At 67.9% G+C, this 17,083-nt stretch carries 19 protein-coding genes and 6 pseudogenes; 15 read left to right on the top strand and 10 right to left on the bottom strand.

From position 1 onward, the window contains the following. Positions 1-253 precede the first annotated feature (253 nt). From ACIQUT_RS00790 to ACIQUT_RS00780, 3 genes and pseudogenes are all read left to right on the top strand, one after another. Positions 254-718, top strand: coding sequence for a glycine-rich domain-containing protein (locus ACIQUT_RS00790; RefSeq protein WP_403557813.1), 465 nt, complete (start codon positions 254-256; stop codon positions 716-718). Positions 719-1,267: 549 nt separating this feature from the next. Further along, positions 1,268-1,537: pseudogene (locus ACIQUT_RS00785) on the top strand (recombinase family protein); the annotation flags it as partial. A gap of 160 nt (positions 1,538-1,697) precedes the next feature. After that, positions 1,698-1,901 carry a hypothetical protein gene (locus tag ACIQUT_RS00780; RefSeq protein WP_403559356.1) on the top strand — a complete coding sequence of 68 codons (204 nt, stop codon included), beginning with the start codon at positions 1,698-1,700 and terminating at the stop codon, positions 1,899-1,901. Between the two features lie 85 nt (positions 1,902-1,986). Here ACIQUT_RS00780 and ACIQUT_RS00775 read toward each other — a convergent pair whose 3' ends face one another. After that, entirely contained in the window at positions 1,987-2,655 is a 669-nt protein-coding gene (locus ACIQUT_RS00775) for a hypothetical protein (protein ID WP_403557811.1), read from the bottom strand. An 870-nt stretch (positions 2,656-3,525) separates the two neighbouring features. On the opposite strand from ACIQUT_RS00775, the gene ACIQUT_RS00770 reads away from it, so the two are divergent. Both ACIQUT_RS00770 and ACIQUT_RS00765 read left to right on the top strand, forming a co-directional pair. Continuing rightward, complete coding sequence (locus ACIQUT_RS00770) at positions 3,526-3,834, top strand: hypothetical protein (RefSeq protein ID WP_403557809.1); 309 nt, start codon at positions 3,526-3,528, stop codon at positions 3,832-3,834. Between the two features lie 420 nt (positions 3,835-4,254). Continuing rightward, entirely contained in the window at positions 4,255-4,698 is a 444-nt protein-coding gene (locus ACIQUT_RS00765) for a hypothetical protein (RefSeq protein ID WP_403557807.1), read from the top strand. A 118-nt stretch (positions 4,699-4,816) separates the two neighbouring features. Here the strand turns inward: ACIQUT_RS00765 and cyaB are convergent, their stop codons facing one another. Next, a complete protein-coding gene (gene cyaB, locus ACIQUT_RS00760; RefSeq protein ID WP_403557805.1) occupies positions 4,817-5,371 on the bottom strand; it encodes a class IV adenylate cyclase in 555 nt (184 codons plus the stop codon). Positions 5,372-5,390: 19 nt separating this feature from the next. Beyond that, positions 5,391-6,236 (bottom strand): XRE family transcriptional regulator, encoded by an 846-nt coding sequence (locus ACIQUT_RS00755; RefSeq protein ID WP_403557804.1) that lies wholly within the window; start codon positions 6,234-6,236, stop codon positions 5,391-5,393. Between the two features lie 139 nt (positions 6,237-6,375). Between ACIQUT_RS00755 and ACIQUT_RS00750 the strand changes: the two genes are divergently transcribed. The 4 genes and pseudogenes from ACIQUT_RS00750 to ACIQUT_RS00735 form a co-directional block, all read left to right on the top strand. Then, complete coding sequence (locus ACIQUT_RS00750) at positions 6,376-6,582, top strand: hypothetical protein (protein WP_403557802.1); 207 nt, start codon at positions 6,376-6,378, stop codon at positions 6,580-6,582. Positions 6,583-6,893: 311 nt separating this feature from the next. Continuing rightward, entirely contained in the window at positions 6,894-7,436 is a 543-nt protein-coding gene (locus tag ACIQUT_RS00745) for a glycine-rich domain-containing protein (protein WP_403557800.1), read from the top strand. 38 nt (positions 7,437-7,474) lie between these two features. Then, positions 7,475-7,681, top strand: a complete 207-nt coding sequence (locus ACIQUT_RS00740) for a hypothetical protein (RefSeq protein ID WP_403557798.1) — start codon at positions 7,475-7,477, stop codon at positions 7,679-7,681. Between the two features lie 62 nt (positions 7,682-7,743). Further along, positions 7,744-8,901 (top strand): annotated as a pseudogene (locus ACIQUT_RS00735) (IS630 family transposase); the annotation flags it as partial. Here ACIQUT_RS00735 and ACIQUT_RS00730 read toward each other — a convergent pair. Next, positions 8,901-9,503, bottom strand: a pseudogene (locus ACIQUT_RS00730) (helix-turn-helix domain-containing protein); the annotation flags it as partial. The pseudogenes ACIQUT_RS00735 and ACIQUT_RS00730 sit on opposite strands and share 1 nt — an antisense overlap. A gap of 119 nt (positions 9,504-9,622) precedes the next feature. Here ACIQUT_RS00730 and ACIQUT_RS00725 point away from each other — a divergent pair. Together ACIQUT_RS00725 and ACIQUT_RS00720 are read left to right on the top strand one after the other, a co-directional pair. Further along, entirely contained in the window at positions 9,623-9,997 is a 375-nt protein-coding gene (locus tag ACIQUT_RS00725; protein ID WP_403557797.1) for a VOC family protein, read from the top strand. 88 nt (positions 9,998-10,085) lie between these two features. After that, a complete protein-coding gene (locus tag ACIQUT_RS00720) occupies positions 10,086-10,961 on the top strand; it encodes an IS5 family transposase (protein ID WP_403557795.1) in 876 nt (291 codons plus the stop codon). Positions 10,962-11,161: 200 nt separating this feature from the next. Here the strand turns inward: ACIQUT_RS00720 and ACIQUT_RS00715 are convergent, their stop codons facing one another. From ACIQUT_RS00715 to ACIQUT_RS00690, 6 genes and pseudogenes are all read right to left on the bottom strand, one after another. Next, complete coding sequence (locus tag ACIQUT_RS00715; RefSeq protein ID WP_403557793.1) at positions 11,162-11,584, bottom strand: TipAS antibiotic-recognition domain-containing protein; 423 nt, start codon at positions 11,582-11,584, stop codon at positions 11,162-11,164. A gap of 153 nt (positions 11,585-11,737) precedes the next feature. After that, complete coding sequence (locus ACIQUT_RS00710; protein WP_403559353.1) at positions 11,738-11,938, bottom strand: hypothetical protein; 201 nt, start codon at positions 11,936-11,938, stop codon at positions 11,738-11,740. A gap of 19 nt (positions 11,939-11,957) precedes the next feature. Next, positions 11,958-12,128, bottom strand: a pseudogene (locus ACIQUT_RS00705) (transposase); the annotation flags it as partial. 233 nt (positions 12,129-12,361) lie between these two features. After that, entirely contained in the window at positions 12,362-13,216 is an 855-nt protein-coding gene (locus tag ACIQUT_RS00700; RefSeq protein WP_403557791.1) for a helix-turn-helix domain-containing protein, read from the bottom strand. 4 nt (positions 13,217-13,220) lie between these two features. Beyond that, positions 13,221-13,748 carry a DUF6879 family protein gene (locus tag ACIQUT_RS00695; RefSeq protein WP_403557789.1) on the bottom strand — a complete coding sequence of 176 codons (528 nt, stop codon included), beginning with the start codon at positions 13,746-13,748 and terminating at the stop codon, positions 13,221-13,223. Next, positions 13,720-13,980 carry a hypothetical protein gene (locus tag ACIQUT_RS00690; protein WP_403557787.1) on the bottom strand — a complete coding sequence of 87 codons (261 nt, stop codon included), beginning with the start codon at positions 13,978-13,980 and terminating at the stop codon, positions 13,720-13,722. Before ACIQUT_RS00690 ends, ACIQUT_RS00695 begins: the two co-directional genes overlap by 29 nt. A 193-nt stretch (positions 13,981-14,173) precedes the next feature. On the opposite strand from ACIQUT_RS00690, the gene ACIQUT_RS00685 reads away from it, so the two are divergent. The 4 genes and pseudogenes from ACIQUT_RS00685 to tgmC all read left to right on the top strand — a co-directional run. Beyond that, complete coding sequence (locus ACIQUT_RS00685; protein ID WP_403557785.1) at positions 14,174-14,506, top strand: DUF6415 family natural product biosynthesis protein; 333 nt, start codon at positions 14,174-14,176, stop codon at positions 14,504-14,506. A gap of 159 nt (positions 14,507-14,665) precedes the next feature. Next, positions 14,666-14,929, top strand: a complete 264-nt coding sequence (gene tgmA, locus ACIQUT_RS00680; RefSeq protein ID WP_403557783.1) for a putative ATP-grasp-modified RiPP — start codon at positions 14,666-14,668, stop codon at positions 14,927-14,929. After that, positions 14,929-15,893: pseudogene (gene tgmB, locus ACIQUT_RS00675) on the top strand (ATP-grasp ribosomal peptide maturase). The gene tgmA and the pseudogene tgmB overlap by 1 nt, the downstream one beginning before the upstream one ends. Further along, positions 15,890-16,998: pseudogene (gene tgmC, locus ACIQUT_RS00670) on the top strand (ATP-grasp peptide maturase system methyltransferase); the annotation flags it as partial. The pseudogenes tgmB and tgmC, both read left to right, overlap by 4 nt. Between the last annotated feature and the right edge of the window lie 85 nt (positions 16,999-17,083).

Below are 17,083 nucleotides of genomic sequence, written 5' to 3'. Positions count from 1 at the left end.
AGCAGCGCCCGCCCAAACCAGCACGCGCACCGCCAGGGCGACCCGGCGTGCCGCCCGATCCGGGCGAATGAGCGATGACCGAGCGGACCCGCCAGGTCCGTACGTGCTGATCGTCGTCGGCTTCCTCGGCGTGCTCGCCGTCGGCGTAGCGCGCACCTGACGTCTGCCCCGCTGGGTCTATCCAGCGGCAGCGGTACCGACCCCGTCCCCTGCGGGACGAGCCCACCACTCCATGAAAGAAAGGAACATCGAGATGGCAACTCCCACCCTGGCGCCCTCCGCCCGGCACCTTCTGTCCGCCGAGGGGTTCACCCGCGTGGTGCACCTGGTGCAGCGTGACAACGACGGCGTCGAGGAGGCACTGGCCACCCGGATCGTCGACGAGTCGCTGAGGTTCGTCGTCGCCGCTGGCCAGTCCACCGGCCGGCACCTGCGGCCCTCGAAGGCCGTGGACATGGGCTGGCACGCGCTCATCCTCCACACGGCCATGTACCGGGAACTGTGCAGCTCCCTGGGCCGCTTCATCGACCACCGGCCAGAGACACTGCGTCGCGACGCCGACACGCTTGACCGCACCATGGAGGCGATCCGCGAAGCGGGCTACGAGCCGGACGCTTGCCTGTGGGGTCCGCTGGCGGACACCGAGATCCAGGCCGGCGACTGCATGCACACCGAGTGCACTGAGGGCGGCTCCGCTTGCGCCGCCCCGCCTGCCTGACCCAGCGAGGGGTGAATTAGGCGTCAAGCCGCGCTCGCACCGCTACAGTCGACGGCATTCCGTGCGGGAGGAGTTACGGTGAGCGAAGAAGCCGACGGACGGTGGGCTGACCCCCGTTTCCGCGACGTAGTGGCGACCTGGGATACAACGCGGGTCGAGCGACGACCCGGGAAGCGGCCCCGCCGGATCTGCCCGCACGGGGTAGGGGTGACTCTCATGGTCGACCCGAAAACTCGCACTCCGAGAAATGTCGAGTGCGGAGATTGCCTGCCCGAAGTCTGAGTACGGCGCGAACCCGCCCCGGCCGGAGTGCTGCTCCGGCCGGGGCTTCCGCACATCTGCGACCACACCAACCAGCATCGATAGGGCAGGCGCCGACGCCGCCTTCGCATGTTTCGTCCAACTCTGCTGCCGACTAGTACAGGAGCCGGGGGCGCGCTACTACCCCCTGGATCTTGTACATCGCAGTGCAAGAGTTTCCCCGGGGGTAAGCGAGATCGCCCCCGGGGAAACAGTTGTAGCTGATTACACTCCGCTCAGGAGGTAGCCATGCAGAAACCCCAGGTAGGCAGCGCCAACGACCGCCGCGCCACCCGCGCTGGCATCTACTGCCGTCTGAGCTTTGCGCTGGACGGCAGCGTCGAGAAGGTCGACCGACAGGAGAGCGACTGCCGGCAGTTGGCAGCTCGACTTGGCTGGGCCATCTCGGAGGCTCACGTCTTCAAGGACAACTCCCGGTCGGCATGGCAGCGCAACCGCAAGCGGCCTGGATGGGACGCCCTCCTCGACGCTGTTGATGCTGGGCAGATCGACGGGATCCTCGTCTGCCAGGCGACCGGCTCATGCGTCAGCCGTATGACCTTGAGCGGCTGCTGGCCGTCTCGGACAGCAAGGGGCTACCCCTGGCGTCGGTCTCCGGGGTCCGGAACCTTGACAGCCCAGACGACCGGTTCATCCTCCGTATCGAAGTCGCGCAAGCATGCCGCGAATCAGACAACACTTCTTCGAGGGCGGCCCCACCGACACTGTGCCCATGTACGCGTGCGCCAACCACACCCTGGGCCCGGACGCCACTGCGATGCTGCACCAGGCGGCATGCACCGCCAGGGAGAACAGCCCCACCGGTACCTGCACGCCGGACCCGATAGGCGACCCCATGGCCGTCCAGACCGCCAAGGCCTGACGTCCATCGAACTCCCGCCCCGCGCCGTCCGGCCGGGGCATCTCAATGCCCGGTGGTCGCTCGACTCCTTGGCAGCTCTATGTCATCAGGAGCGGCCAGACTCAGGAGGGCCTGCAGATTCCTTCTTCAGTAGCCGAAGCTGCTCCTCCACCCACGCGTTCTCAGCTCGCTGATCTCGACGAATCCTCGCGATGTCCTCGTCGGCATCGGCTGCCACAGCCTCGTACGCCTGCAGGTGGCCAGCGGCTTCCTCAAATTCGCGAACCAATTGATCAAGATGTTTCCCGGTCTCCCGCGCCTTATCCTGCGCATTCACAAGAGCAGCCCTCAGCCTCACCTCCTGTTGCATTTGTCGGAGTTCTTCTGAGCGCCGCTTCAGGAACTCCTTCTGCCAACCCAAGCGATCGCTGGCCTCTCGCAGCTCTTGAAGCATGTCCTGATAAGGGGCGACCCGAGACTGGACATCTCGCATATCCCTCAGATACATGGAAGCCGCCGCATCATCCCCGGCCAGAACTGACACCCTCGCCTTCTCACGCAGATCGGCCAATCTCTTCCGTGAGTTCGCGATTCTAATTTCACACTCCTTCAAAGCCACTTGCGACCTAAAATGATCATCCTTGACCGACTCGACGCCTTGATCGACGACGCTCAAGGCGCCAGCAACTTGATCCTCAGGCTTGCCGTTTCCCGCCGTTCGCACGGCATTGATTGAGGACAATATACTTTTCAGATAGCCCTTTGATTCATCCATTTAAGGAGCTTTCTCGATATACGCTAGCTGGGGTTTGGGTGGGAAAGTTGCTGGATGGCATACCGGACTTTATCGAGCGCCATGGCCGCGTCTGCGGATTGGCTGGCTGCCGTACCGCGGCCGGCGGCAATGGCGACCGTCAATCCTTCCTGTGCACCATGGGCCGCTCGCGCCACCGATGCCAAGTGATTAACGTCGCGATCGAGCCACTCCCTAGCCCCAGGGGGGAGCTCCTTATGTTTAACGGAGATCGCCTGATTGGCTAGGACGGCTACGCGTTGAGCTGTCGACCAAACGAACTCTTCACTTTGATGTACTCCATTCTCAAGCCCCTCAATTACCGCCTCCAGGACCCCGGCTTGAGGAGCGTATGGAAGACCTCTCTGAAGTTCCAAAAGGCTGCTAGCCGCTCCAATGAGGGCCTTCCTGACTGGCCAATCTGGTAGAGCTCGAAGAAGCCTCTCCACCTTCCGCCATTCTCCGCTGGAACCACACTTGCGCAGCTCATCGCCAAATCTCGCCGGATCCTTAACTGCAGCCGAGGGGGAAGCCTGAGAAGCGACTAAAGCAACCACAATTATCGCAATGACCACAACCAGGAAGACAAATTCCACCGATATCGCCCCCTGCCGCAGAGGTGCGCTTCTAATCTCAAGCTAACATCAGCGCGCACGCTCCGCGTGTTGATCAAACCGGCCCCGCTCGACGCAAAGTAAAGATACAAACGCGTCCTGCGCAGGGGAAATCCTCGCGCTGGCTCGGCGAGCCGCCCTCCTCCTGCGCAAGTGGCTCACACACCGTTTCCTGAACATTCAAACAAAACCGCGCCCCGCCATCCGGCCGGGGCCCTTCTCATGCCCTGGAGGCGCCATGCAGTTCGTACACCGGGCGGACTACGGCCTGCCGGCCACATCCCCCGCCGCCTACATCGCCAACACTGAGGGCACGAAGGTGCACTACCTCGGCAGCCCCTATAGCTCCCGGCCGCACGACCGGTGCGACGACTACGTCCGCGAGATCCGCGCCTCCCACCTGGCGAACGAGGAGGAAAACTACGTCGACATCGCGTACAGCCTCCTCGTCTGCGAGCACGGCCGGGGACCGGCTGCTGGCCGCGCCGGATCATCCGGTGCCGGTGGTGGGCGGGCAGTGGTCGATCGCGCTCATTCCGACCGATGAGCCCGGCATCGAGCCTGCGACGGGCCGGTACTACCAGGTGACGGAGACGATCGGCGGGGTTCCGGTCCGGCGCCGCACCTTCGAGGTGCCGTCGGGCTCCGGCAGCCTGGACATCCTCGATCTGGTCGTCGCTGACCCGGGCGTGCCCGGGTACGTACGCGGAGCCACGGGTGCGACCGGCCCGGCCGGGCCGCAGGGGCCACAGCCCTTGCTCGGCGCGGCCGGCGCCGGGGCTGAGATCGCGCTCCGCTCCACCGACGCCAGCACTACGAATGCCCGGACGCCGACTGCGCACGCGGCGTCGCACGCGTCCGGCGGCACGGACCCGGTCACCCCGGCCGCCCGTCGCACGCGTCCGGCGGCACGGACCCGGTCACCCCGGCCGCGATCGGCGCCTACTCGGAGGCCAACGGGAATGCCTTGAACGGGTACATCGATGATGCGCTACTCCGCATCCAGGACCTGGAGACCCGGATGACCGCGGCGGAGGCCGAGGTCCGTATCGCGGTGAAGTCGGCGGACGAGCGGGTCGCCAGTAGTACGGCGCTCCAGGACGACGACCACCTCGCACTGTCCGTGGTCGCGGGCGGCTGGTACGCGGTCGAGGCGTACCTCGACGTCGAGGGCGACCCTGTGGGGGACCTGACGATCGGCTGGTCGGTGCTGGCGGGGGCCACGATGTCGTGGACGGAGAACGGGGTCAGCGCCGGGAACACGAACAACATCGGTAGCGTGAAGTTGGGCCGGAACGATGCGGCGACGGCGTCCGGGGTGGGCATCATCACCGCGGGCTCGTCGGTGTGTCCGGTGGGCCGTCTGACCGTGGGTGGCACGGCCGAGACGCTTCCGCTGCGGTGGGCGTAGACGGCATCGAGCGCCACCCCCGCGATCATCAAAACCGGGTCCTGGCTGCGGTTGACCCGGATCGTCTGAGTGCTATGCCCCCTCCGGGCCGGGAGGGCGCACTTTCGTGCGTCCCGGACTACCCGCGGCGTGCACGAACGGCGTCTGTGTACAGCTCTCGGGTTACATCGCCCTCGCTGATGCCAAGATCGGTCAGCGTCGCACGGACGTCGGCGAGGGCTTCCATAAGTTCTCTCTCCTCGGTAAGCGTCTCCAGCTCCAAGAAGGTTCCATCCAGCTCTGGGACGCGAACGAGAGTGGCGAGCATCTGTCGGCCACGGGCCTTGAGGTCGTAGTTCCGGCACCGCTTCTCGAAGGCGATGACCGGCACGTAGCCGAGGCCGGCGAGCATCGCGTGCACTGCCTCCGCGTCGTCGACGCGGGTCTCGTGTTCCGGCTTCGACCCAGAATCGTCGTCGACCGCCGCCCCCTTGTACGTGAGCACGGTCCGCGTCTCGTCGGTGCCGTGGATCGTCCGCACCCGCAGCTCTTGGCCGGCCTTCTCAAGGCCGCGGTCGGGCCGGTCGTAGTAGGTATCCCTGTAGACCTCGGCACGCGACGCGGCCCGACTGTCGAGCGCCCGCATGACCGCCTCCGGCGAGTGCACGCGCGCCTTCAGTTCCGCCTCGATCACTTCGCTTCCCCTCTCCCCGTCAGACCGTGCGCTCAGCCCCGTCGATGACCGCGTCGAACATGCGCCGGAACCCCCGGTACAGGGGCCCGTGCGGCGTCTCCATCACCTTGTACGTGGCCGACTCGTGCCCTTCCCATCCCGCGTCGAACGCGCCCACGAACAGAGTGGAGTCCGCGCGGATGAGCCGCCATGTTGGCAGCATGGCGTATCGGTACACCTCGACGTGGCAGATTCCGGACAGCTCACGCAACCGGGCCTCAGCCAGACGCACGCCGCTGGCCAGTGTTTCGGCTGACTCGCCAATCTCTGCCGCGCGTTGGGCCAGAGCTGACGCCTCGGGGTCGAGCAGCAGGACCCGCACGCGCAGACCGCCGTCGGGACGGCTGAGCTGGGCACGCAGCATGGAGTCGTTGAGCCCGATCAAGCCCAGTCCACGGACCGCTAGGATGTCCAGTTCCTTCGCGGCGCGTGCCTGCTGCTGGATCTCCGTCTGGGCGGAGGCCTGCCCCGAGTAGACGCGCACCACCTCGGGGAAGGCAGCCAGGTCGAACGCAGCCCCGCCAGATCGCTTCTCCCGGCTGGCGGCGAGGCCGAGTAAGTGGCGTGCGTCGTCCGGCATGCTGAGACCGTCGGCGATCCGCTCGTACACGTCGAGGCGGGACACCTCTCGCCGACGGTGGATGATCTCGTTGACACGGGCTTGCGTCATGCCGACGGCGGCGGCGATCCGGGCCTGACTGGCGCCGCTGTACTGCTGGACGTACCGGAACACGGCGCTCATGTCGCGGGCCCGCAGAGATTGGCGGACGTCGGCCCGCTCCCATGCCCAGTCGGGCAGCGTGGTGGGTACCAGGGGCGTGCTCATGGTGAAGCTCCCGCTCATCCGGCCGCGGGATGGGAAGCCATCCCACGGTGAGATTACCGTGCGGGTGTCGAGACTGTGCGCCGCATCACAAGATGCTGCCGATATGCCCGAGCAGCCCACCGCAAGTCGAGGACGCGCGATGACCGACACGGCCGCCTGCGTCGATATGCCGCTCCCGTCGTACGAGCAGCTCACCCCCGACCAGGTCCGCGGCCGGAACTGCGTTGCCTGCGGTAGGTCGCTGGGTGACACCGCCGTGTTCGCGGGCCTCGTGATGGGCCGTGAGGGCCCGTACCCGATGACCGTCAACGCGTGGGCCTGCCCCCCGTCGGGGGCCGGCCGGTGACCGCGGTAAGGATCTGCGCGCGCTGCCAGCGCCCGCTCGGCGTCCGGTGTGAAACGATCTTCGTGGACTCGGTGTCTGGAGTCCGCCCGAACCAGCACGCGCACTACCGCGACGACCCGGCGTGCCGCCCGATCAGGGCGGACGAGAGGTGACCGAGCGCACCCGCCAGGCCCAGTACGTACTGATCGTCCTCGGCATCCTCGGCGCGCTCGCCGTCGGCGTAGCGCGCCCCTGAGACAGCCGGCTCCAGCCCCGCCCTCACGGGGCTGGGCCGGGCCGTGCACCATCGGACCTCACACCTGGGAGACCCTATGGCCTGCAAGAACATCCCGCCGGAGAACCCCGCCCCGCCGCCGGTCGCCACGTGCCGGAACGCCCGTGACCTCGTCACGGTCGGCGAGTTCGCCCGCGTGCGACGCACCGTTCTCGGCAACAACCCTGGCATGACACCGGAGATGGCGGAGCGCATCACCGCCGAGGGCATCGCGTTCGTAGCCACCGCGGCGGCCTATCCCACGACCTCGATCTCGCCCTCCCCGGTGGTCGACGAGGGATGGCACGCGCTGATCCTCCACACCCGGCTGTACGCCAAGCTCTGCGCGTCCCTCGGCGGTTTCGTCCACCACTACCCGCAGCAGCCGGAGGACGGCGGCTTCGATGCGGACATCATCGAGCGCACCCTCGACACGATGCGCGCGACTGGCTTCGAGCCCGACCTGGAGCTGTGGCGCGGCCCCGCCGAGCAGGACATCGACGTGACCGCGATCACGTGGCACACGCCGATGCCTGGCGGGTGCGGCCCGATCAATCCGGGCAATTGCGCCACCCACGGTGGTGGGGGCGACGGGGAGTAGGGTCGCCGACACGGCAGCACGTACTGAGAGGTGAGGGCTTGAAGGCTCATGAGGTATCCGAGCTGCACGCCGCGATGCGGCAGCACGGCATCCCCGGCACCCTGGCGCCGGTGACCCCCGAGGATCCCGCGGGGGCGTGGCGGGTGCTGGACGATGCCGGCCGGGACGTCACGGCCGCAACCCTCACCGCTGCGGCGGCTGCCCGCGCCCGGCAGCCCGCTCGCGGGTTCGTCGTCGCGAGGTAGCTGTCGTCACGCTGCCCCGGCCGGTTTCAACCCGGCCGGGGCTTCCGCATGTCTGAGGCCACATCGACCAGCACCAATATCGTGCCGTTGAAATCCGCCTGTCCGATGAGGAACGCGTGGAGTTGATCCGCTGGGCGAGTGGGGCGGTGGCATCACGGTTTGCGGAGCGGGCACGCATCGTGCTGGCCTGCGTTGATGGGGCGCCGAACGCGCAGGTGGCAGTGGAGGTCGGCGTCACCGTCGCGACGGTACGGAAGTGGCGGGGGAAGTTCGCGGCCGATCGGATGGCCGGGCTCGAGGATGCCGCTCGCATCGGCAGGCCGAAGGCCGATCTCGTTGTGAGTGATGCCGAACGGGCCCAGCTGATCCGGTGGGCCCGGCGGGCGAAGACATCGCAGTTCCTGGCGCTTCGCGCGAAGATCGTGCTGCGGTGCGCGGAGGGCGGGACGAACAAGCAGGCCGCAGCGGATCTCGGGGTCGATCAGTCGACCGTGGACCGCTGGCGGGCCCGGTTCATCGCCAAACGACTCGACGGCCTGCACGACGAGCCCCGCCCGGGCCGGCCGCCCTCGATCCTGCTTGATCAGGTCGAGGAGGTGATCGTGGCGCCCCTGGAATCCACGCCGGGCGAGGACACGCACTGGTCGCGAGCCTCGATGGCTGCCCGGAGCGGCTTGTCCAAGTCCACCATCGGCAGGATCTGGAAGAGGTTCGAGCTCAAACCTCACCTGCAGGACTCCTTCAAACTCTCCACCGACCCGCGGTTCGTCGAGAAGGTCGTCGACGTCGTCGGGCTGTACCACAACCCGCCGGAGCGGGCCGTGGTGTTATGCGTGGACGAGAAGAGCCAGATTCAGGCCCTGGACCGCTCGCAGCCGGTCCTGCCGATGATGCCGGGCATGCCCGAACGCCGTACCCACGACTACCTGCGGCACGGCATCACCAGCCTGTTCGCCGCCTTCAACATCGCCGACGGCACGGTCATCAGCGAACTCCACCGCCGTCACCGGGCCATCGAGTTCAAGAAGTTCCTGGTCACGATAGACAAAGCCGTGCCCATCGGGCTCGATGTCCACTTGGTCTGTGACAACTACGCCACCCACAACACCGCCGAGGTCCGGACGTGGCTGGCCAGGCACCCCCGCTTCCATGTCCACTTCACCCCTACAGGCTCGTCCTGGATCAACCAGGTCGAGCGGTGGTTCGGCCTGCTGACCGACAAGCTCAGCGGCCCGAACTCGTCCATGCAGAAGATGACTTCGGGCTCGCCTTCCTCGGATATCACCTCGCCGTCGGCGATCGCGTACAGGTGCTCGACACGGGCCTTCTTCGCCTCGTAGTCGGGGTCCTTCGAGGTCTTCCAGGTCTTCACGCGTTGAAAGGACACGCCCTCCTCGCGGAGCAGGACCCGAAGGCCCTCGTGGCTGATGTCGTCGACCACCCCCTCGGCGACCAGGAAGTCGGCCAGCTTGACCAGACTCCAGGTCGAGAACGGCAGGCCGTGCTCGGCCGGCTTGGACTTGGCGATCTTCTTGATCTCGCGCCGCTCGGGCAACGTGAACGCGCTCGGCCGGCCGCCCTTGTACTTGGGATAGAGCGAGTCGAACCCGTCAGCATTGAAGTTGTGGATCACGTCGCGGACCCGGTCCGGGCCGGTAAACGTCACCGTTGCGATCTTGTCGACGGCCATTCCCTGCGCGGACAGCAGCACCATCTGGGCCCGCCGCCAGGTCACCACCGAGCCGGTGCCCCGGCGGATGATCCGCAGCAGCCGCCGCCCCTCGTCGTCATCTATTTCCCGCACCCGGACACGTTCAGCCACGTGATCATTGTGGCCGCCCTGTGCCGCTGATGACGGCAACCGGACGGGAACATCACCATCAGGGCGCCAGCTGACGGTTCCAGCGCAAGGTGTCGTACCCGACGCTCATAATGCAGCCCATGACTCAGCCATCTCCCCGCCGACACCATGCCATCGACTACGTGGAGCTCACGGTCACCGACCTTGAGCAGGCCAAGCGTTTCTACACCGATGCGTTCGGCTGGCAATTCAACGACTACGGGCCGGGGTACGCCGGCATCCGGAGTCCGCAGGGTGAAGCCGCACCCGAAATGGGCGGCCTCCGCATGGGCCAGGGGGCGCAGGCAGGCGGCCCGCTGGTGCTGCTCTACTCCACCGACCTGGACGGGTCTGTGGAGGCTGTGAAGAACGCGGGCGGCCACGTGGTGAACGGGCCGTATGAGTTCCCCGGTGGACGCCGGTTCCACTTCACTGATCCGAGCGGGAACGAACTGGGCGTCTGGGCCCAGGCGTAAGCCGCAAGAGGGCGAACGTTGCCTGATGCGGCGCTAGCGCTAGGCCGTGTATCGAAAGTGGATCTTGAGCTGTGAATGATCTCGGTTCATGGGTCGGGCAGATCTCACGGACGAACAGTGGGCGGTGCTGGAGCCGTTGTTGCCGAAGGGCACGAGGGCCGGGCGGCCACCCATCTGGCCTCGGCGGCAGTTGATCGACGGCATACGGTTCCGGGTCCGGACCGGTGTTCCGTGGCGGGACGTGCCCGTCGAGTACGGACCGTGGGGCCGGATCTACGACCTATTCCGCCGATGGCAGCGGAGTGGCACCTGGCACCGGATCCTCACCCTTCTTCAGTCCCTGGCCGACGCGGAAGGTGCGATCACATGGGACCTGAGCGTCGACTCCACGGTGTGCCGAGCTCATCAGCATGCGGCCGGGGCCCGCAAGCAGGGTGACCTGCAGAAAGAACCACCGGGTGGCGTGTTCACCGAGCCCGGCGATCACGGGCTGGGACGTTCGCGCGGCGGGTTCACCACCAAGCTGCACCTGGCTGTCGAGCACGGTCAGAAGCCCATGGCGATCGTGGTCACGGCCGGTCAGCGCGGCGACTCGCCTCAGTTCGAGCCCGTGCTGGGGAAGATCCGCGTGCCTCGCATCGGGCCGGGCCGGCCACGCCTCCGCCCCGACCGGGTGCGGGCCGACAAGGCGTACGCCTCCCGCAAGAACCGCGCCTACCTGCGCCGACGCGGGATCCGCTGCACCATCCCAGACAAGGCCGACCAGGCGCGCAACCGCCGGAAGCTCGGCTCCCGCGGCGGCCGGCCACCGCGATTCGACCCGGCCGACTACCGCGAGCGTCACGCGGTCGAGTGCGGGATCAACCGCCTCAAGAGACATCGCGCTGTCGCCACGCGATACGACAAGCTCGCCGTCCGCTACGAGGCGACCATCCTCGTCGCGACCATTAACGAGTGGCTGTGACCCCCGGTCTCACGCCACGGGATCCACGTTCCACGCCGCGGGCAGATCGCTCCCGCAGAAGACGCAGACGAAGTCGTCCTCACGCACGATGTTGCCTCGGCACCAGCCCGATACCCCGGTCTCTGCTTCCTCCTCCCAGGGGCTGCGACAACCCCTGGGCCTGAACCCCGCCCATGCATGTCCTGGCCCGTGTCGCCCGACTACGCCGAAGCCTCGGCCCCTGCGCTGGGGGCGAACCCGCTCCCCTGCTCGGCGAACACCTTGATCGCGGCGCCCAGGAACTCGACCATCCCGGGGTGGTAGGAATCGTGGAACGCCCTCATGGCCTCGTCCTCGGCGTAGAAGAGCGACATGCCGACGTATGCCTCCCTGGAGGGGGTGTAGAACCGGCAGACGATGTCGAAGTGCCTGCGGACGAGTTCCTGGATCTGCTGGTCCCCTGGCAGGGAGCCGCCGTCCAGGAAAGCCGTGATCTCCCGGTACAGGACGTCCCAGTCCTGGTGGACCCGCTCCCTGTCCACATGTTCCCAGTCGTTGGTCTCCGCAAGGCTCTTCGCCTGCTCCTCGGCCAACGACCGGCGACACTCGTCCTCGTAACTGTTCCCCACGGCACCGGTTCCCATCGTTTCGTCACCTCTCCGGTGGATCCCCGAGAGGCCGCCGACATGTCGACATCGACCGGCCGCCGATGATCAACTGCCGGTCCAGGCCGAACGGTGACACACAGCCACCGGGTCGGCAAACCATTTCTTGGCCCCTCCGGCGCTCCGTCCCGGTCAGCCGGCGGCGGAATGGCGCAGCTCGAACGGCGAGCCGTCGGAGCGGGCCGTCCAGCCGCTCGACCGCGCAGCCCGGATTCCAGCGGCGCCGTCGCGCGGCAGGACGAGCTCGGTCGGCACCGGGTCCGGTTCCACGACGGCCGGTCGACCGGTCTCCACGACGAGTGTCGTCCCGGGGCGGGCCGCGTCCTCCACCACGTAGCCCAGGGTATCGAGGTCCGTACTCGACGGGCACGTCCCGCCACGGAACACCGGTCCGGACCCGGAACCGTATGCCGTCGATCAACTGCCGCCGAGGCCAGATGGGTGGCCGCCCGGCCCTCGTGCCCTTCGGCAACAACGGCTCCAGCACCGCCCACTGTTCGTCCGTGAGATCTGCCCGACCCATGAACCGAGATCATTCACAGCTCAAGATCCACTTTCGATACACGGCCTAGGTACAGGAGCCGGGGGCGCGCTACTACCCCCTGGATCTTGTACATCGCAGTGCAAGAGTTTCCCTGGGGGTAAGCGAGATCGCCCCGGGCAGCGCCACGGTCATCGCCGACCACCCGTCCCTCCGCTCCCGCCTCACACCCCGCTGACCTGCACGAGGGATCACCGCCGCCGCGTTCCGGGGACCTACTGCCGGAGGGCCGCAATGGCCGCGACGATCAGAGCACGGGCCTCCGGGCCGTAGACCGCCATCCGCCGAAGCTCTGCAAACGCTCTCTCGTACAGCGCAATCTCGCTGGGCTGGGTCACCGTCACCCGTGCGGCGAGGAGCTCCACTGACACCAGGGTGTCGTCGTACATGTGGAACGTCTCCAGGGGCCATTGTGTTCGCTCCTGCAGCGCCATGGGGATGATGCCGACCGAGACGGCGGGCATGGCCGCGGCCGTCAGGATGTGGCCCAGCTGGGCCGCCATGGCCTCGGGATCGGCGAGTTGGTAGCGGAGCGCAGACTCTTCGACGACCATCACGAACCTCCGGCCCTGCTCGCGCATGATGCCGTTGCGCTCCATGCGGGCTGCGACAGCGTCGGCCACGTCGTCAGGGATTTCACGGAAGTTCGAGATTGCGCGGAGCAATCCCGTGGCGTAGCCCTCGGCCTGGAGGAGCCCCGGTACCAGGGTCGCGGAGTAAACGCGGAAGAGACGGGTTGAGCGGAACAGAGGGACGTAGCTCTGTTGCAGTTGCCGAAGGCCGGTGCGGACTCGGCGACGCCACTCGACGTAGAGGGACTCTGCCGTTTGTGACGAGGCGATGATGTCGGGGGCCTGGTCCGGCACACCGCATGCCGCGCACCACCGGCGGATGTCGTCCGGCGACGGTGGGGTGACCGCGTTTTCGATGCGGCTGGACTTGGAGTGTGTCCAGCCGCATCGCTCGCCGAGTTCACTGCCCGTGAGCCCCGCTTCCACGCGCACATCACGCAGCCGCTGAGCCACAGCTCGGCGGGCGGCCTGCGCAGCGGAAGACGGGGACGCGGGCACGGATCTACCGAATCTCGTACCGGTCGTGCGGAACGGCGTGCTCCCAGACCGTGGCGAACGCATCGGCGCACAGCTTGGCAGCGGCGGGGTCGTCGCTCATCTCACCGCCGGCTGATGCACCGTCCCCGCTGAAGTGGTTCCAGCGGATGAGTCGGCCGTCGATGAGCCAGAAGTCGTTTCCGGGCAGGGTCAGGGCGCTGGCCTGCCGCCGTGGCAGCCAGCGCACTTCTTCGCCGGCCGCCACGTTGGTGAATGTCCCGTCGTACAGGAATCGTGTGTACTCGCTGACCGGCTCGGACACGATGCGGGCACGCCGCACGACCACGCCGCGGGCCACGGTCGCGGCGATGAGGTCCAGCCACGGGCGCCACCAGGACGCCCGGTCGGCAGGTTCGTGACGGTGGCCGGCCCGCCAGTCGGCGAAAGGTCCCTTCTCGTAGTCGACGGCGTACGAGTCACGCATTTCCAGATGAACGGCTGTGTGCTCGGCGGAGCCGAGCAGGTCAGGCCAGGTCGGCACCGTCAAGGGCATCGCATGCCTCCCTGATCACCGCCGTCATCCGGGCCGGCATCCGTACGACGGCCTCGCCGGCCGGGATCCCGATGCCGTGACCGGGGATCTCCGTCGCTGCGCACTCTGCCTCCAGTTCCGGGCTGGGCGTCCAACCCTGGAACACCAGCTCTCTGCTCGTTTCGTCCACCCACACGGTGGGGCTCTCGCCGTCGTGCGACTGAGGGTCGATCCCGATGAACCGTAGCGCCATGACTGCCTCCGCAGCTTGGGGTGTGCACGGATGAACACCACCTTCCTTGTGGCTGGTTGAGGGGTCAAGAGCCTGTTGGGACAGTCGCCCGTCCCGGGGTTGTTGTGCACAACTGTGCACATTCCTGGCGGGCGTTGGTCGAGCCCCGACACGCTGGCAACACCACCAGCCGACGACGGTAGGGAGCACCGGCATGGGCATGCCGCAGGATCACGTGGACGCGACCGAACTGGTCGCCCGGGCGCTCGCCCCGTACGGCGAGCGGCCTGCTCCGGAGGGCGTCGCGGCGCTCACCGACGCCCTGATCACCTGCGGGCAGAAGCTCCACGGCGCCCTCTCCGGGACACCTGCGCAGCACCGCCCCGCCGGGGCGTTCGAGGCCCTCACCGAATGGGAGTACTTCACGGCGGTCGGCCCCCTGGGGTCCGGCCCCCACGCGAACTGGAACCACGCCCGCGGCCTCGCCAGGATCATCCGGCAGCTCATGCGCGCGCTGGAGCACGCAGACGAGGCGAGCGCGTCGTGACCCGACGCGTCCTCGAAGGCCTGTACGTCGCGGCCCTGCTCACGACCCTCGGCCTGCTCGTCGCCGGCATCGCACGCCCCTGAGACTCCCGCCCGGCCGTCTGCACCACTGACTTCCCGGTCCCGTCCGGGATCGGGTTCATCCACCGATCGGAGTTCCGTGTCCATCACCTCTTCTGCGCCCGGAGTCCCGTGGGGGAGCAGCCGGCTCGCCCCTTACGCCACCACCGTGCTCGTCCCGCACGCCTCGGTCACCATCGATCCCGCTACTCAGCTCGGCGTCTTCCGCGACCGGTACGGGCGGGTGGTCGAGATGGGCAAGCACGGCACCAGCAGCGCCACGGGGACCACGACCTCGACCAGCCCCGACGGCGGGCCGGGAACCGGCGACCAGGGCAGCGACCAGGACAGCCAGCAGGACTGATGCGTACGACCGAGGAGAGGCCCGTACTGGTGGCCACTGAAGCGGACGACCTCACCGCCGACATGGTGATCACCGAACTCAACCGGCGAAGTGTGCCGGTGGTCAGGTTCAACCCCGCCGACATCGGCGACGGCCTGACGGTCTCGGCTCGGTACGGCAGCCGCCCGGCCCACGCAGCCGGGCGGCTGCTCACCCCGTCGAGAACCGCCGATCTGAACGACGTGCGGGCCGTGTACTGGCGCCGGCCAACCTGGCCGGCTTTCCCCCACCTGAACCCCGACGACGCCCGGTTCGCCGCCGCGCAAACACGCTACGGACTCGGCGGCGTCCTCCACTCGCTCGACGGCCCGCTGTGGGTCAGCCACCCCGTGCGGAACGGCGAAGCCGACTACAAGCCCCACCAACTGGCCATCGCACACCGCCTCGGTCTCGCCGTACCGCCATCCTCATCACCAACGACCCGTCCGCTGCACGCGAGTTCGTTGCCGCTCACCCCAAGGTGATCCACAAGACGCTGCGGGCGACGCCCTGCCAGCGGGACGGTGTACCCGTCGTGTCGTGGGCAGAGCAGGTCACTGTGGACGAGATCGATGACCGAATTCGAGTCGTCCCGCACCTCTTTCAGGTTCGTGCCGACAAGGTGTGTGACGTCCGTGTTCTGGCCGTGCGCCGCCGGGTCTTCGCCGTACGCATCGATTCGGATCTCTTGGACTGGCGGCGGGACTACTCTGCTTTGGCCTACTCGGCCGTCACCCTGCCCGCCCCGCTGGAGAAGGCCCTGCTCGCTTTCCTCGACGCCTTCGGCCTCTCCTCCGGCAGCTTCGACCTCGCGGCCGACCGCGACGGAACGCACTGGCTGCTGGAACTGAACCCCAACGGTCAGTGGGGCTGGCTGCAGGAGCACACCGGGCTCCCCATGGCAGCCGCCTTCGCCGGCCTGCTCGCCCAAGGAGGAACCCGTTGATCGACACCAGCACCGAACGGCAGGCCCTAGCCGACCGGCTCGAAGCCGCCGGCGCCATCCGCACCCCCGCCTGGCGGAAGGCCGTCGAAGCCGTCCCCCGCGAACTGTTCCTGAACCCCGGCGTCTTCCTGCCCGCCGGCAACGGCCTCTGGCGGCCGGTGACCGCGGCCGGCACGAACCCGGCAGAGTGGACCCGGATCGCGTACACCGACGAGTCCCTCGTCACGCAGCTCGACGAACACCTCACCGCCGACCGGACTCCCGGCCCGGTACCGGGTACCCCGAGCTCGTCGTCCACGATTCCGCAGCTGGTTCTGGAGATGATCGAGGAGTTGGAGGTCGAGGACGGGCACCGTGCGCTGGAGATCGGCACCGGCACCGGGTACTCCACCGCCTTGATGTGCCACCGCCTGGGCGAGGACAACGTCACCACGATCGAGGTGGATCCGGGAGTCGCCGCCCGCGCCGACGCGGCCCTGGAGACCGCCGGGTTCTCCACCTGGACCGTCACGGGGACGGGCTTCTCGGTCTGCCCCGCCGCGCGCCCTACGACAGGGTGATCGCCACCTGCGGGGTCCGGCGCATCCCCTACACCTGGGTGCGCCAGACCCGCCCCGGCGGCATCATCCTCGCCACCGTCGGGTCACTCCTCACCGGGACCGCTCTCGCCAAGGTCACGGTGCGCGAGGACGGGACGGCGGAGGGCCGGTTCGCCGCCCACGCCAACTTCATGCAGGCACGCTCCCAGGCCGTCGCACCGATCGCCGGAGACCTGTCCTCCCGCGTCGCGTACCCGACCGGCGAGCGGCGAGCCCTCGTTGCCCCTGCCGCCCTTGACGATCCGATGCAGGCCGTCCTCGCCCAGCTGGCAGCACCGACGGCTCAAGTCGTGCGCGCTCGGGCCGGTGATGGGGCGGCCCTCCTCTACCTCTTCGACCCGGACCGCGAGTCCTTCGCCGAGCTCGTGCAGGACGACGGGGAATGGCTCGTACGTCAGGGCGGCCCCGTCTCCCTGTGGGACGACATCGAGCGGGCGCTCCTCGGATGGGACGGCATCGGCCGGCCCGCCGCAGCTGCCCCCGGCCCGCGGGTTCATCATGCGGCCGCTGGACCAAGAGTGACCCCAGCGCCTCGGCTTGGACCGGGGGCGGTGCTTGTTGGGGATTGCCGAGTGATCGCCGGTCCGACCA

It is taken from the genome of Streptomyces sp. NPDC090445, from assembly GCF_044769385.1.
GTDB lineage: Bacteria > Actinomycetota > Actinomycetes > Streptomycetales > Streptomycetaceae > Streptomyces.
Note: the sequence above shows the minus strand (reverse complement) of the source record. Positions and strands in the feature narration are given on the sequence as shown.

Coding starts and splice junctions, on each gene's coding strand:
- ACIQUT_RS00790 (WP_403557813.1), top strand. CDS start 254: ATGGCAACTCCCACCCTGGCGCCCTCCGCCCGGCACCTTCTGTCCGCC.
- ACIQUT_RS00780 (WP_403559356.1), top strand. CDS start 1,698: ATGCCGCGAATCAGACAACACTTCTTCGAGGGCGGCCCCACCGACACT.
- ACIQUT_RS00775 (WP_403557811.1), bottom strand. CDS start 2,655: ATGGATGAATCAAAGGGCTATCTGAAAAGTATATTGTCCTCAATCAAT.
- ACIQUT_RS00770 (WP_403557809.1), top strand. CDS start 3,526: ATGCAGTTCGTACACCGGGCGGACTACGGCCTGCCGGCCACATCCCCC.
- ACIQUT_RS00755 (WP_403557804.1), bottom strand. CDS start 6,236: ATGAGCACGCCCCTGGTACCCACCACGCTGCCCGACTGGGCATGGGAG.
- ACIQUT_RS00750 (WP_403557802.1), top strand. CDS start 6,376: ATGACCGACACGGCCGCCTGCGTCGATATGCCGCTCCCGTCGTACGAG.
- ACIQUT_RS00745 (WP_403557800.1), top strand. CDS start 6,894: ATGGCCTGCAAGAACATCCCGCCGGAGAACCCCGCCCCGCCGCCGGTC.
- ACIQUT_RS00725 (WP_403557797.1), top strand. CDS start 9,623: ATGACTCAGCCATCTCCCCGCCGACACCATGCCATCGACTACGTGGAG.
- ACIQUT_RS00720 (WP_403557795.1), top strand. CDS start 10,086: ATGGGTCGGGCAGATCTCACGGACGAACAGTGGGCGGTGCTGGAGCCG.
- ACIQUT_RS00715 (WP_403557793.1), bottom strand. CDS start 11,584: ATGGGAACCGGTGCCGTGGGGAACAGTTACGAGGACGAGTGTCGCCGG.
- ACIQUT_RS00695 (WP_403557789.1), bottom strand. CDS start 13,748: ATGCCCTTGACGGTGCCGACCTGGCCTGACCTGCTCGGCTCCGCCGAG.
- ACIQUT_RS00690 (WP_403557787.1), bottom strand. CDS start 13,980: ATGGCGCTACGGTTCATCGGGATCGACCCTCAGTCGCACGACGGCGAG.
- ACIQUT_RS00685 (WP_403557785.1), top strand. CDS start 14,174: ATGGGCATGCCGCAGGATCACGTGGACGCGACCGAACTGGTCGCCCGG.